11 protein-coding genes are annotated in these 15,036 nt (G+C 45.1%); 10 read left to right on the forward strand and 1 reads right to left on the reverse strand.

Going from position 1 to position 15,036, the window contains the following annotated elements; all coding sequences use genetic code 11:
- The first annotated feature begins 130 nt into the window (after window positions 1–130).
- From GC093_RS23200 to GC093_RS23240, 9 genes are all read left to right on the forward strand, one after another.
- Window positions 131–2,320, forward strand: a complete 2,190-nt coding sequence (locus GC093_RS23200; RefSeq protein WP_171654420.1) for a RelA/SpoT family protein — start codon at window positions 131–133, stop codon at window positions 2,318–2,320.
- A 33-nt stretch (window positions 2,321–2,353) separates the two neighbouring features.
- A complete protein-coding gene (gene dtd, locus GC093_RS23205) occupies window positions 2,354–2,794 on the forward strand; it encodes a D-aminoacyl-tRNA deacylase (RefSeq protein ID WP_171654285.1) in 441 nt (146 codons plus the stop codon).
- A 101-nt stretch (window positions 2,795–2,895) separates the two neighbouring features.
- Complete coding sequence (locus GC093_RS23210; protein WP_171654286.1) at window positions 2,896–3,072, forward strand: hypothetical protein; 177 nt, start codon at window positions 2,896–2,898, stop codon at window positions 3,070–3,072.
- Window positions 3,073–3,311: 239 nt separating this feature from the next.
- A complete protein-coding gene (locus GC093_RS23215) occupies window positions 3,312–5,258 on the forward strand; it encodes an FAD-dependent oxidoreductase (protein WP_171654287.1) in 1,947 nt (648 codons plus the stop codon).
- A gap of 500 nt (window positions 5,259–5,758) precedes the next feature.
- Complete coding sequence (gene hisS / locus GC093_RS23220) at window positions 5,759–7,015, forward strand: histidine--tRNA ligase (RefSeq protein WP_171654288.1); 1,257 nt, start codon at window positions 5,759–5,761, stop codon at window positions 7,013–7,015.
- A 45-nt stretch (window positions 7,016–7,060) separates the two neighbouring features.
- Entirely contained in the window at window positions 7,061–8,839 is a 1,779-nt protein-coding gene (gene aspS / locus GC093_RS23225; protein ID WP_171654421.1) for an aspartate--tRNA ligase, read from the forward strand.
- A 24-nt stretch (window positions 8,840–8,863) separates the two neighbouring features.
- Window positions 8,864–9,613 carry a tRNA threonylcarbamoyladenosine dehydratase gene (locus GC093_RS23230; protein ID WP_171654289.1) on the forward strand — a complete coding sequence of 250 codons (750 nt, stop codon included), beginning with the start codon at window positions 8,864–8,866 and terminating at the stop codon, window positions 9,611–9,613.
- Window positions 9,614–10,088: 475 nt separating this feature from the next.
- The gene (locus GC093_RS23235) at window positions 10,089–11,414 is read left to right on the forward strand and encodes a replication-associated recombination protein A (protein ID WP_171654290.1); all 1,326 of its coding nucleotides are present in this window, start codon (window positions 10,089–10,091) and stop codon (window positions 11,412–11,414) included.
- Between the two features lie 486 nt (window positions 11,415–11,900).
- Window positions 11,901–13,244, forward strand: a complete 1,344-nt coding sequence (locus tag GC093_RS23240) for a hemolysin family protein (protein WP_171654291.1) — start codon at window positions 11,901–11,903, stop codon at window positions 13,242–13,244.
- A gap of 90 nt (window positions 13,245–13,334) precedes the next feature.
- Here the strand turns inward: GC093_RS23240 and mnmA are convergent, their stop codons facing one another.
- Window positions 13,335–14,423 carry a tRNA 2-thiouridine(34) synthase MnmA gene (gene mnmA / locus GC093_RS23245; RefSeq protein WP_171654292.1) on the reverse strand — a complete coding sequence of 363 codons (1,089 nt, stop codon included), beginning with the start codon at window positions 14,421–14,423 and terminating at the stop codon, window positions 13,335–13,337.
- 170 nt (window positions 14,424–14,593) lie between these two features.
- Between mnmA and cymR the strand changes: the two genes are divergently transcribed.
- Window positions 14,594–15,013: a cysteine metabolism transcriptional regulator CymR gene (cymR, locus tag GC093_RS23250; protein ID WP_171654293.1), complete on the forward strand. Its 420-nt coding sequence runs from the start codon at window positions 14,594–14,596 to the stop codon at window positions 15,011–15,013.
- Window positions 15,014–15,036 lie beyond the last annotated feature (23 nt).

Here is a 15,036-nt window from a genome sequence, read left to right on the forward strand (position 1 = left end):
AATGAACCTTGCAAGTAATAATAAACTCTAGTTCTCGACAAAATATGTCGAAATAGCGCAAATAAGTTGACGGCGCCCCTATTTCAAAGGCATAATGAATTAAAATCGAATTAAGGGAATGGATAAGCGAATGGGGATTGAGCAGCTTCTTGAGAAAGCGTCCGGCTTTATAAAAGAAAATGATTTGAAGCGTATAAGAGAAGCTTATGAATTTGCTGAACAGGCACATTCCGGCCAAGTTCGCAAGTCCGGGGAACCTTATATTTTACATCCACTAGCGGTTGCCGAAATTTTGGTTAATATGCAAATGGATACGACTTCAATCATTGCGGCGCTGCTTCATGATGTTGTCGAGGACACAACGGTATCTCTCGAAACCGTTAACGAGAAGTTCGGTAAAACCTGTGCAATGCTCGTAGACGGGTTAACTAAGCTGGAAAAAATTAAGTTTAAGAGCAAGGAAGAGCATCAAAACGAAAATTATCGGAAAATGTTCGTGGCGATGGCTCAGGATATCCGTGTCATCCTGATTAAATTGGCGGATCGCCTTCATAATATGCGAACCTTAAAGCATCAGTCCGAGGAAGCTCAACGACGGATAGCGGATGAAACACTCGAAATATTTTGTCCAATAGCCCATAGATTGGGTATTTCTGCGATTAAATGGGAGATGGAGGATATTGCTCTGCGTTATTTAAACCCGCAGCAATATTACCGAATCGTCAACCTAATGCAGAAGAAGCGAACCGAACGTGAGCAATATATTACGGATGTTATAGATAATGTTCAAGAGAAACTATCTGAAATGGGTACAGAAGCGGATATTTCTGGACGTCCCAAGCATATATACAGCATTTATAAGAAAATGACGGCGCGTAATAAGCAGTTTAATGAAATTTATGATCTGCTTGCACTTCGTATTATCGTCGAAAATATTAAGGATTGCTACGCAACGCTCGGTATTATTCATACGCTTTGGAAGCCAATGCCTGGCCGTTTCAAGGATTATATTGCGATGCCCAAGCCGAATATGTACCAATCGCTGCATACGACGGTAATTGGCCCCAAAGGTGAGCCTCTAGAGGTACAGATCAGAACCTTTGAAATGCACAAAACATCAGAGTACGGCGTAGCCGCGCACTGGGCTTATAAAGAAGGCAGTCCGGTGCCGTCAGGTACGTTTGAGGATAAAGTGAGCTGGTTTCGAGAAATTTTGGAGCTGCAGCAGGATGCTGAGGATGCTTCTGAATTTGTAGAATCATTGAAAATGGATTTTTTCTCCGATTTGGTATTCGTGTTTACGCCAAAGGGTGAGGTTATAGAACTTCCAGCGGGATCAGTACCACTTGATTTTGCTTACAGGATTCATACAGAGGTAGGCAATCGAACCATTGGTGCCAAAGTAAACGGACGTATTGTACCTCTTGACCATAGGCTGAAGACTGGAGATATCATCGAGATTTTGACGTCGAAGCATTCATATGGACCTAGTCAGGACTGGATTAAGCTGGCGCAATCCTCACATGCGAGAAGCAAGATACGTCAGTGGTTTAAGAAGGAACGACGCGAGGAGAATGTTGAGAAAGGCAAGGATGCGATTGAACGTGAGCTGAAGCGGCTTGGGATAGAACCGCACACACTTATGAAAGAAGATGAATTATTCGAGGTTGCCAAAAAGTTCAATTTCCATGAAGTTGAAGATATGTTCTCTGCTGTAGGCTTTAGCGGTATCACGGCAGCTCAAATCGTCACTCGTCTGACTGAGAAGATGCGTAAGGAAGCAGAGGAAGCTCAACTCAATGCAATGCAGCTGTCTAACGAGATCAAGGAAGTTAAAGCCCCTGTCGAACGGAAAGGACGTCCTACACATGGAGTCCGTGTTAAAGGAGTAGATAATTTACTAGTCCGCTTCGCAAGGTGCTGTAATCCGGTTCCTGGGGATTCCATTATCGGATATATAACTCGCGGTAGAGGAGTTTCCGTTCACAGATCGGATTGCACCAATATCCCTGCTCCTGAAAGCGGCGATGAGAGCAACCGGATGATCGAGGTAGAATGGGCTGATTCTGTTGAGGCTAATTATAATGTGGAAATTGAGATTACGGGACATGACCGCAGAGCGCTTCTAAATGAAGTTCTGCAGGCAGTTTCAGAAAGTAAAACGGTTATTTCAGCAGTTTCCGGCCGTTCAGACAAGAACAAAATGGCCGTTATTCATATGACTATTCTTATTCGTAACATTGAGCATTTGCATGCTGTGGTTGAGAAAATAAAAAGGGTTAAGGATGTTTATTCCGTGCAGCGGATTATGCAATCCTAAAGCAAGAATATTTAATAATGAGGGTGTAAGAAGATGCGAATTGTAGTTCAGCGCAGCAAACAGGCTCGTGTTATCGTTGATGAGGTGGCAGTAGGTGCTATTGAGCATGGTCTAGTACTGCTGGTTGGCATAACTCACGAGGACACAGAGCAGGATGCTCGTTATGCCGCGGAGAAGATAGCAGGACTCCGTATTTTTGAGGATGATTCCGGCAAAATGAATCTTTCGGTTACGGAAACGGGAGGTCAAATTCTATCGGTCTCACAGTTCACTTTGTATGGGGATTGCCGTAAAGGGAAGCGGCCTAACTTTATGGCTGCGGCTCGTCCTGAGCAGGCCAAGCCCCTCTATGACCGTTTCAATGAACTTCTTCGTGATCAAGGCTTAAAAGTTGAAACTGGAATATTCGGAGCCATGATGGATGTATCTCTAGTTAATGATGGTCCGGTTACGTTAATTATTGAGAGCCGCTAGCAGCAGCTAGTGATCGACTTATTTTATGATGGGTTAAGTTGCAAAGGATTTGGACAAAATAAGCATATCCTAACACCACTAGATTAAGGAGCTTATTCGTCATGCAACAATCCGCCAAGGAAAAAATCGCCACACAGCCGATTCAGCAGCTGTTATCCTGCAGTGTGGCAGATTCGACAGGTATGATCGCTGCAGGGCTAAGCGGGAATGAGCTGTATGCGGATTATTCCTCGGTTAGCGAACAAATGAAGCAGCAACCGCGTAAAACCTTTCGTTAATAAAGAGCAAGTCGAGTAGACCTCCGGATTGAAAGCCTGTCCGGTAGGTCTATTTTGATGCGTTTTCTTCTATTCCACCCTGTGGTACACTTAGACTAGTTTTTTTTGATATTAACGAAGCGGAGAGGGTTTTAGCGAAGAAAATGACGAAATATACCGAAAAGTTGTAACCAAATGTAATTAGTAACGTTAATAGTATAGGCCGATTCATGGAAAATACATAGCTTATGAGGTGCGAAATGGGAAAATCAGGTTATTCGACTGGAAATAAAAAAGGATGGATACTCGTAATAATCGCTGTCTTATTGGTAGCTGCAGCGGGGGCTGCGGTCTATTCACTTGCTATTAAAAGAGGAGGAGCCAGCGGTCATCAGCAGGCTTTAGTGGAGGTAAAGTCTTCAAAGGATATTAAAAAGAACTATGATGTTATTGTAGTAGGAACAGATCCTGAGGGGGTTGCAGCTGCAGTATCAGCAGCCCGCAATGGGATGAAAACGTTGTTGGTTGAAGCCAGGGACCGGGAAGTGCTTGGTGGACTCCTTACCGAAGGCTGGTTGAATAGTATCGATATGAACTATGAGCCAACGAAAAGTTTAATCTCCAAGCATGATATTATGAACAAAGGGATTTTTAGCGAATGGTATGGCAAAATTGAAGGTGATTCCTTCGATGTGACTACCGCGGCCAATGCATTCTATGAGTTAGTTTCCAAAGAGAAAAATATCGATTTATTGATGAAAGCAAAAGCAGTTGATCCCATAACTGTTGCTGCAGGAGGCGCTACAAAAGTTAGCGGGGTTACCGTTACTAAGGCGGATGGTAGCAAGCAAGCTATTCAAGCTAACTCCGTTATCGATGCAACACAAGATGGTGATATTGCAGCTGCCGCAGGAGTTCCTTTTACAATAGGACGTGAGGATCTAGCCGATCCGAAGAGCAGAATGGCGGTCACGGCTGTATTCCGTCTGAACAATATAACTCCAGAACGGTGGAAGCAGTTTGGCAAAACAATTGCGGCCGAGGACAAAGGGCAGGGTAAATACGGGATTAATGAAAAAAGCCTGTGGGGTTTTGATAAAATGCAGGAATATCCTGCGGTCAACAAAGAGCGTGTTCGTATGCGCGGACTCAATGGCGGGTTGCAGAACGATAATACAATGCTTGTAAATGCTCTGCAAATTTTTAATATCGATCCGTTTGATCCTAAATCCAGAGAAGAAGCGAAGCAGATTGCCAAGGATGAGCTTCCACATGTGCTCTCCTATTTAAAGAAACAGTATCCTGAATTTGAAGGGGTAGAATTAGCCGAGATTGCTCCTGAGCTGTATGTGCGTGAATCACGACATATGCAAGGTGAATACAGGCTTACGATAGTAGATTTGCTTGAAAATCGGGACCAGTGGGATCGAATCGCATTCGGCGGCTATCCGGTTGATATTCAGCGGACAAGCCCTAAGGATAACGGAGCAGTTGTTATTGATCCTGATAAATATGCGGTACCTTTCCGCAGCCTGGTTCCACTTAAAGTAGATGGACTCCTTGTAGTCGGGCGGGCGGCCAGCTACGATACGCTGCCACACGGAAGCGCACGGGTCGTTCCTGTCGGTATGGCTGAAGGAGAAGCAGCCGGCGCGGCAGCTAAGCTTGCGCAGGAGCAAAATAACACGTTCCGGCAAATGTCAGCATCAAAGGAAACCATCGCAAAACTTCAAGATATATTGGTTAAGCAGGGTATGGACTTGAAGCCTTTTAACATCAAATCGGGTTCTTATATGGAGCATAAATCGTATGCAGGATTGAAAACAGCTATAAGCTTAGGACTTTCAACCGGTGGCTACAAAAATGAGTTTGATCTGGACAAACTGTCCAATCAGCAGCGGATGGTTAATATGCTCGAGGGAATGCGTAAATTTAACCCAGCTTCTATGTCCGGTAGTGCAGCTGCGGTAATTACAGGCGTCAAGGAGCCACAGAAGCAATCCGTTTCCTTGGAAACAGCAGCACAAATGATCGCAGGTTTGTTCAAGCAGAATGTCTCTCCAGACAAGGCTGTCGAAGGGCTGCAAGCAAATGGTTTCATTAGCAAGGCTACCGTGGATTCGATTTCGAATAAGCAAGAGCTTACCAATGGAGACACTTATATGTTGATTAATGATGTATATAAGCAGCTAAAATTGGCAAAATAATAGGAGATAGATATTAAGGCTGCGGATTAATATGCCTTAACTATGCAATTTGCTTGACTTTGCCAAATTTCGATATTACAATTATGGTTATTGAAAATGAACAATGATCTGTTGAAGGGAACAAGTACTTCGAATCTTGCATAACCAGAGAGAGAAGCCTTAGCTGAAAGCTTCTTTATGCGAACCGGACGAACAGACCTCCCAGAGGACAAGCGGGGAACCACAGGAATGTGCTGTGTAGTAGCTGCTTTGCGTAACGCGGGCGTTAACCGCTATGAGTGTGTATCTTAATGCCCTTCGACAGTCTGTTATGTCGATGCATGGCTTGAGGCGCAAATCGTGGGTGGTACCGCGGGAGAATATAACGAACAATCTCTCGTCCCTGACTTCATTGTCAGGGGCGAGGGATTTTTTTTCATTTTCTCGTAAATATGCAAAGCCATTTCTGTGGGTATTGGTGGACCTTTACATTTTCAGGCAGAGAGAAAGGAGTACTTGACATGAGCATTCAAAAGCCAAAAGGCACGCAGGATTTGCTTCCTGGTGAAATCGAGAAATGGCAGTATATCGAAGCCAAAGCACGGGAGCTGTGCGAGAGATTTAATTACCGGGAAATTCGCACCCCGATCTTCGAACATACAGAGCTGTTTCAACGTGGTGTTGGAGAAACAACGGATATCGTCGAGAAGGAGATGTACACCTTCTTGGATAAAGGCGACCGCAGCATTTCTCTGCGTCCGGAAGGAACTGCTGGCGTTGTTCGCGCCTATGTAGAAAACAAGCTGTATGGGGAGCCGGATGTCAGCAAGCTGTATTACATCGGACCGATGTTCCGCTATGAGCAGCCTCAGGCCGGACGTTACCGTCAGCTGCACCAATTCGGCATAGAGGCGTTCGGATCTGTCGATCCGAGTATCGATGCGGAGGTTATTGCTCTAGGTTATACCTTCTACAGCGAGGTCGGCATTAAGGATGTAACGGTAGAGATCAACTCGGTCGGGAATCCTTCGTGTCGAGGCGTGTACAGGGAGAAGCTACAGGAGTTTTTTGCTCCGGTCAAGGATAAGCTGTGCAAGGACTGCCAGTCCCGCTATGACCGTAATCCGATGCGTATTCTGGATTGTAAAATAGATCAGAAATACGGTGAAGGCGCACCAACTATTTTGGAATATTTGGATGAAGAGTGCACTGTTCATTTTGAAAGTGTACAGAATCATCTATCAGCTATGAATATTCCATTCCGCATCAATCCACGACTGGTTCGAGGACTTGATTACTACACTCATACTGCCTTTGAATACAAAGCAGCAGGTATTGGTGCCATTGATACGATAGGTGGCGGAGGCCGATACAATGGCCTTGTCGGTCAAATCGGAGGCAATGATCAACCAGGCGTCGGCCTTGGTCTTGGTCTGGAGAGGACGCTGCTCATATTGCAGGCGCAGGGCGCTGAGCTTCCTCAAGTGAAGCCGCTTGACGTGTACTTGATTGGGCTAGGTGAAGCAGCAGAGAAGGAAGTCACCAAGCTTCTGCAGCAGCTTCGGCTGGCAGGCTTGAAGGCAGAGAAGGATTATCTCGGCCGCAAGATCAAGGCTCAGATGAAATCCGCAGACCGTTTTAAAGCTTCGTTCGTTGCCATACTTGGTGAAGATGAGCTGGAGCGAGGCGAGATTACTCTAAAAGCAATGGCTACCGGAGAACAGCAAACGGTGAAGCTTGATCAAGTTACACAAGTATTGCGGGAAAAAAGGTTGTAGAGTTTATAAATTTTTAAATATAATTTGGAGGTTGATGGAATCATGATGTTAAAAACACACCATTGCGGAGCGCTTACCAAGGCGAACGTGGGAGAAACGGTTATTTTGAACGGTTGGGTACAAAGAAGACGCGACTTAGGAGGCGTATTGTTTATTGATTTGCGTGACCGGAGCGGGTTGGTTCAAATCGTATTTAACCCGGATTTCTCAGGCGAGGCGTTAACAACAGCTGACCGCGCGCGTAACGAGTTCGTGCTTGCAGTAAGCGGTAAAGTGGTTGAACGTGATGCGACAACTGTAAATGCGAACCTGGCAACAGGGGAGATTGAAATTCAAGTCACTGAGATTGAAATCTTGAACGCAGCTAAAAATCCTCCATTCTTCATCGAAGATGGCATTGAGATTGATGAGTCATTGCGTTTGAAGTATCGTTACTTGGATTTGCGTCGTCCTGAAATGCAGCGTTCCTTGGCACTTCGTTCAAAAGCAGCTAAGGTATTCCGCGATTTCCTTGACGAAAATAGCTTCCTAGAGGTTGAAACACCGATTTTAACAAAAAGCACACCGGAAGGCGCTCGTGACTATTTAGTTCCAAGCCGCGTTCATCCAGGTGAATTTTTTGCCCTACCGCAATCACCACAAATTTTCAAGCAGTTATTGATGGTAAGCGGTTTAGAGCGGTACTATCAGATCGCTCGTTGTTTCCGTGACGAGGATTTGCGTGCTGACCGTCAGCCAGAATTTACACAGGTCGACATTGAGACTTCCTTTATGTCACAGGATCAGCTGCTGGAGTTAATGGAAGAGCTTACGGTAAAACTGTTCAAAGTAACGACTGGAACTGATATTCCGCGTCCTTTCCAACGGATTAGCTATGCTGACGCAATGGGCAAATACGGCTCTGACAAGCCGGATCTGCGCTTTGGTCTTGAGCTTCAAGATGTATCGGATATCGTAGTGAGCTCTGGTGTTAAAGTGTTTGCTAGTGTAGTGGAAAAAGGCGGTCAGGTTAAAGCGCTGAATGCTAAAGGCTGTGGAGCTTGGAGCCGTAAGGAGATTGATGATCTGGGCGTGTTTGCTTCACGTTATGGGGCGAAAGGTTTGGCGTGGGTTGTTCTGAAGGAAGGCGAGATGAAAGGGCCTATCGTGAAGTTCTTCTCCGAGCAGGAACTCGAAGCTTTGAAAGAACGACTGGGTGCGGAAGAAGGGGATTTGCTTCTGTTCTCCGCTGATACCAAAAAGGTTGTAGCGGATGTGCTTGGCAACCTTCGTTTGAAAATTGGACGCGAGCTTGGTCTTATTGACGAGAACGAATTCAAGTTTGCTTGGGTTGTTGACTTCCCATTGCTTGGCTATGATGAAGAAGCCAAACGTTATGTGGCAGAGCATCATCCGTTCACACGCCCTAAGGAAGAAGATCTGCATTTCTTCGACACAGATCCAGGACAAATTCGCGCGCAGGCCTATGACCTTGTGTTAAACGGATATGAAGTGGGCGGAGGCTCCATGAGAATATACAAGCGCGAGGTACAGGAACAAATGTTTAGCGCGCTTGGGTTCTCCAAAGAAGAAGCTCAGGAGAAATTCGGCTTCTTACTTGAAGCCTTTGAATATGGAACACCTCCTCACGGTGGTATTGCTTTTGGATTTGACCGTTTGGTTATGTTAATTACTAAGCGCACGAACCTGCGTGAAATTATCGCCTTCCCAAAAACAGCGAGTGCAACAGACCTTCTTACAGATGCACCAGGTACGGTTGATGATAAGCAGCTGGAGCAATTGTCCATTCGTGTAGCATTGAAGCAGCCTGCTTCCAAAGCATAAGATTAAATGAAGGGGGGCAGCCCAATGCTGCACCAGTTTTCGAGAACAGAGCTCGCTATCGGGCCCGAAGGCTTGGAGGTAATGCGTAACAGCTGTGTGGCCGTTCTTGGTATTGGCGGAGTCGGCGCTATTGCTGCTGAAGCATTGGCCCGTACAGGCGTTGGACGTTTGATTCTGATCGACAAGGATGTCGTAGACATTACGAATATCAATCGTCAGGTTCATGCCCTTGTGTCGACGATAGGCCAGCCTAAAGCGGATTTAATGCGCGACCGAATTTTGCAAATTAATCCGGAATGTGATGTCACATCGTTGCGGATGTTTTACACGGAAGAAACCTATGAGCAGCTGTTCGCCTATCCGCTTGATTATGTAATTGATGCTTCGGATACGATAAGCTACAAAATCCATCTAATCAAACAGTGTCTGGAGCGGAAGATTCCGATCATTTCCAGCATGGGTGCTGCCAACAAGATGGATCCTACGAAGTTTCAAGTGGCGGACATCTCCAAAACGTCAATGGATCCATTAGCTCGTGTCATTCGACATAAGCTGCGTAAAGAAGGCATTAAGAAGGGCGTAAAGGTAGTTTTCTCGACCGAACAGCCGATCAAGCCACGTGAGGATGTTACTCAACGGATCGTGCCGCAAAATGCCCCTGAAATCCGTAAGGCGCAGCAGCCACCTGCAAGTAATGCATTTGTGCCGCCAGTTGCTGGATTAATTGCAGTCAGCGTTGTGGTGAAGGATTTGCTGGACAAAGCGAATCTATAGATTAGAGATCGATTCTATTGAAAGCATGTTTCACAGAGCTGTTGGCTCTGTGAAGCATGCTTTTTTAGATTTAAGAAAGGATATGTTTTGGGGTTTGGGTAAGCGAATGAAGCTCTTAGTTAGCACATATAAGTACCTAGATAATTGAGCGGAACTGAGAGTTCCTTTATTTAATCTGAGTGCTCCAATTTAAGGCGATAGCGGAAGCAGGAATTCCTTTATCTGGGTGAAATGGGGTCTGTATGCACAAAAACACATGAATAAAGGAACTAGCACTTCCGTTACTTCTCTGTTATTGGTGCAGCTCAGGCGATAAAGGAACTAGAATTTCCGCAATCCTGATTGACAGTCAGTCAGGGTAATCGCTATACATTTTTGTCAGACTTTGTTTATTTATTAATGTCATTTATAATAGAGTAGTAATAGAGTTGACCATTAGGAGCCTTACCATTTCAAACAAGGTTGTGAATATAGAATGGATTTGTTTTCATTGGCGGCGGAGGAGAGTGCTTTAGGTAAGCTGCTGGCGGATCGTATGAGGCCGGTGACGCTGGATGAATATATCGGCCAAGAGCATATAGTTGGCCATGGGAAGCTGCTGCGGAGGGCGATTGAAGCAGACCAGGTTTCCTCGATACTGTTGTATGGACCACCTGGTACAGGCAAAACAACACTCGCTAACATCATTTCTCACGCGACGAAGGGTTCTTTCGTTAAACTAAATGCAGTAGATGCTACTGTAAAAGAAGTTCGCGAAGTAATTGAACAAGCTAAAAATAATAAAGATCTGTATGGACGTAAAACGATTTTGTTCTTAGATGAGGTGCATCGATTCAATACATCGAGGCAGGATGCCCTGCTTCCGGCCGTGGAGCAGGGGATCATTATTTTCATCGGCGCGACGACAGAGAACCCGTTTCACCATGTGAACGGGGCTCTACTGTCGCGCTCCACGCTCTTCGAGCTGCACGCGCTGACGCACAAGCATTCGCTTGCGGCTTTGCACCGCGCGCTTACCGACCGCGAGCGCGGCCTCGGGTCGCTGCCGCTCCAGGCCGCGGATGAGGCGCTTGCGCATATGGCGCGCATGGCCGGCGGAGATATCCGCCGTGCGCTCAATGCGCTCGAGCTTGCCGCGTTGACGACTCCGCCCGATTCCAGCGGCGTCGTCAACATAACCCTGGAGGTCGCCGAGGAATCCATCCGGCGACCGACCGTGAAAGCCGACGAGTCGACGCAGTACGACGTCTTGTCGGCCTTTCACAAGAGCGTGCGCGGCTCCAGCGATGCCGCGCTGTTCTGGTTCCTCTATGCCGTCGAGAAGCTCGGCATGGATCCTATGACCTTCCTGCGCCGCCTGATAGTAGCCAGCAGCGAGGATATCGGCCTAGCGAACCCTCAGGCCATGGTGCAAGCAGTGACGGCGATGGATGCCTATCACAAGATTGGCTGGCCCGAATCCAAGTATGTCATCGCCCAAGCTATCTTGTTCGCCGTAGAGAGTCCCAAATCGAATGCGATTCCTATCGCTATCGGGAAGGTAATGAATGCCATCGAGTCACTAGGCGCTGCAGAGGTTCCTATGCATTTGCGAGACACGCATTACAAGGGAGCAGAGAAGCTTGGGCATGTAGGGTATAAATATCCGCATGACTATCCGGGACATTATGTGGAGCAGAATTATGTTCCAGATCGAATAAAAGGACGTTATTTTTATGAAGCCTCCCAACAGGGGATGGAGGAGAAAATAGGGCACAACCAAGAGCGAAGAAAAAAGCAACAGCAGCAGAAACAGCCATAATTGGTCAAGCAGGTTCATTTTTCGCCTATTTAAGGCCATTTTCGCCCTTAAGTTTAATTAGTTCAAGCTATTACGGCCTAATTTCGTTAGTTTTGAGCATACCTTGCGGTTTGACTGTATAGCTTAATAATATATAATTTATATATACTGTACTATTAGCGGTTGTTCAAAAAGTCTTCTTTTGATCACGAAGCTTTTCAGGAAGCTTATTTCACATCGAATCTTGCATACACTTTCGAAGTTGACTTTTTGAACACGTACTATTAACGGTTGTTTATGAGTCCACTTTAATAATGAAGAATAGCAAGCAGCTTGGCAACGAAGCTTGAATTTGTCAGCCTTGTCTCATTTACTTGGTTCTGAAAGCGGACTTTTTAAACGGTAATTATTTAATCGACTTTATAAACTTATTTAAAAGTCGCAAAAAAATTGTGAATTTAAGGGAGGTGTACCTATTCACTTCGAGAGAGGGGAATAGGAAATTCATTGAGTAGTGACCCTTTACCGATACTCTTGAATTTAGGTTTAGTATTGCTTTTGGTATTTGTTAACGGTTTTTTCGTAGCAGCAGAGTTTGCTATGGTCAAAGTCCGCAACAGCAGGATCGACACGCTGGCGCAGGAAGGAAACCGAAATGCCAAGTTTGCCAAAATAGTAATGAGTAACATGAATGCTTACTTATCAGCCTGCCAACTGGGAATCACATTAGCGTCCCTTGCGTTAGGCTGGATTGGCGAACCCGCAATTGCTGATCTACTCAAGCCGGTGCTGCTTCCGCTACAATTCCCTGAAGCGGTCGTTCATACGATATCCTTCGTGATCGCTTTTACAATTATTACGGCCTTTCATATAACGTTAGGCGAGCAGTTTCCCAAAACATACGCGATCCGTATGTCTGAGAAAGTAACCTTATTATCTGCAGGACCTTTAGTATTCCTTTATAAGCTGATGTACCCTTTCATTTGGTTTCTTAACGGCATATCCAATTGGATGCTGCGCAGAGCGGGAATTGAACCTACGGATGAGCATGATACGGCGCATACGGAAGAAGAAATTCGTGGTTTGATGAAGGAAAGTAATAAAAGCGGACTTATTGATAATACTGAATTAACGCTGATGGACAATATTTTTGATTTTGCTGAAACGAATGCACGGGAGATTATGATTCCTAGAATGGAAATGGTTTGTTTATATTCAAACTTATCCTACGAGGAAAACCGTCTCATTGCCGTTACAGAAATGCATACACGCTACCCAGTGTGTGATCCGGATAAGGATAATATTATTGGGTTCGTCCATATCAAAGATTTGTTGAAATCAGACCGCGGAATAGAAAATATTAAAAGTATCATCAGGCCCATAACCAAAGTTCCTGAATCGATGCAAATCAGTGCATTGCTTAAGCTGATGCAAAAAAAGAAAACACAAATGGCATTGCTGATTGATGAATACGGAGGTACCTCCGGACTAGTCACCTTCGAGGATATTATTGAAGAGATTGTCGGCGAGGTCCAGGATGAATTTGATGAAGAACGACCGCAAATTGAAAAAAGAGACGACAATACACATTCGATAGACGGCCGTATGTTAATTGAGGAAGTGAACAGCTACTTCGGTATCGAAATTGAATCGGATGATTACGATACGATCGGTGGTTGGATTTATTCTCAAGTGGAAATACCGCCTAAGAGAGAGCAGCGGATTGGTTATAATGATTCATATGAATTTATAATAGACGAAACGGATCAGCTCCGGATTTCTCGTGTTCTCGTTATTAAGAGAGGGCAGGAGGAGCAAGCAGAACCTGAACCCGAACCCATAAGCGTATAAGCTTAAGACTATAAAAAAACCATTCCCGTTCACATTCAAGATGTGCGCAGGAATGGTTTTTTGTTGTATTGTGTACTTAGCAGGCAACAGTTAGTTAATTATTGTATCGATAGTACCGCCGCCCAAGCAAACATCTCCATCATAAAATACAACGGCTTGACCTGGTGTTATTGCTTTCTGAGGTTGTGTGAAAGTAACCTCGCAGCTGCCGTCATCTTGATTGCATACGATTGAAACTCCTTGATCGGGTTGGCGGTAACGGAACTTGGCTGTACAAGAATAAGGGCCATTTGGTAATGCTCCACTAATCCAGTTGAGGTCGGTAGCACGCAGTCCTTTGGAATAAAGGCTAGGATCTTTTTCTCCCTGAACAACATATAGGATGTTTTTTTCCAAGTTCTTGCCTGATACGAACCAAGGCTCCCCGTTACCAGACCCGCCGATGCCAAGCCCTTGGCGTTGGCCGAGCGTGTAATACATAAGGCCATCGTGCGTCCCTTTGACTTCACCATCAGCTGTTTGCATTTCTCCAGGCTTGGCAGGTAGATAGCCGCTTAAAAATTCCTTGAAATTCCGTTCGCCTATAAAGCAAACTCCCGTACTATCTTTCTTCTTAGCGGTGGCAAGTCCAAATGACTCTGCTATGGCTCGTACTTCTGGCTTGGGTAAGTGACCGATTGGAAACATGGCTTTGGACAGCTGATATTGATTGAGAGCATTGAGGAAATAGGTTTGATCCTTGTTATTATCAACGCCTCGACGTAAACGGAACTTCCCATCCAATTGGTCAACTTGAGCATAGTGGCCGGTTGCGATATAGTCAGCTCCCAATTCGAGAGCTTTATTCAGAAATTCTCCGAATTTGATTTCACGATTGCACATTACATCCGGATTCGGTGTTCGTCCCTTGCGGTATTCATCCAAAAAGTATTGAAACACCTTATCCATGTATTGTTTTTCAAAATTTACCGTATAATAGGGAATGCCGATTTGATCGCATACTCTGCGAACATCCTCTGCGTCCTCTTCTGCTGTGCAATTACCAAACTCGTCGGTATCATCCCAATTCTTCATAAAAACGCCGATAACCTCGTATCCTTGCTGCTTCAACAGAAGTGCTGAAACGGAGGAGTCAACTCCGCCGGACATACCGAGTACAACGCGTGTTTGTTTGTTCATTTCGCTATACCTCTTTCTAGAGCATTACGTTACCTTTCATATTATACATAGGTTCTCAGTATAAATAAAATATTTCATCAATATGTCAAGGTTTTTCTCCCAAAATACAGGGATATGTGATACCATATAAAAGATACATAAATGTATGAAATGTAAATGAGGTGCACTATTTGAAGATTTCTACTAAAGGCCGCTATGGACTAACCATCATGATGGAACTTGCAACCAGAGTTGGAGAAGGCCCCACCTCTTTGAAAAGCATTGCCGAGAAGCATCAGCTCTCTGAGCATTATTTAGAGCAATTGGTTGCTCCTTTACGAAATGCAGGTTTGGTCAAAAGTATTCGAGGCGCTTACGGTGGGTACATTCTTTCGAAAACGTCGGATCAGATTTCTGCTGGTGATGTGATTCGTGTTTTAGAGGGGCCTATCAGCCCAGTTGATTTCACTGAAGAAGACGACCCAGCTAAGCGTGATTTATGGGTGCGTATTCGTGACAGCATTGCAGGAGTTCTGGATTCCACCACTTTGGAAGATCTAATCAGCTTCAAGGATCAAGGCGTTCACGATAATTATATGTTCTATATTTAAGAGGTTGTTCAAAAAGTCACCTT

The organism is Paenibacillus foliorum (genome assembly GCF_013141765.1).
Classification (GTDB): domain Bacteria; phylum Bacillota; class Bacilli; order Paenibacillales; family NBRC-103111; genus Paenibacillus_S; species Paenibacillus_S foliorum.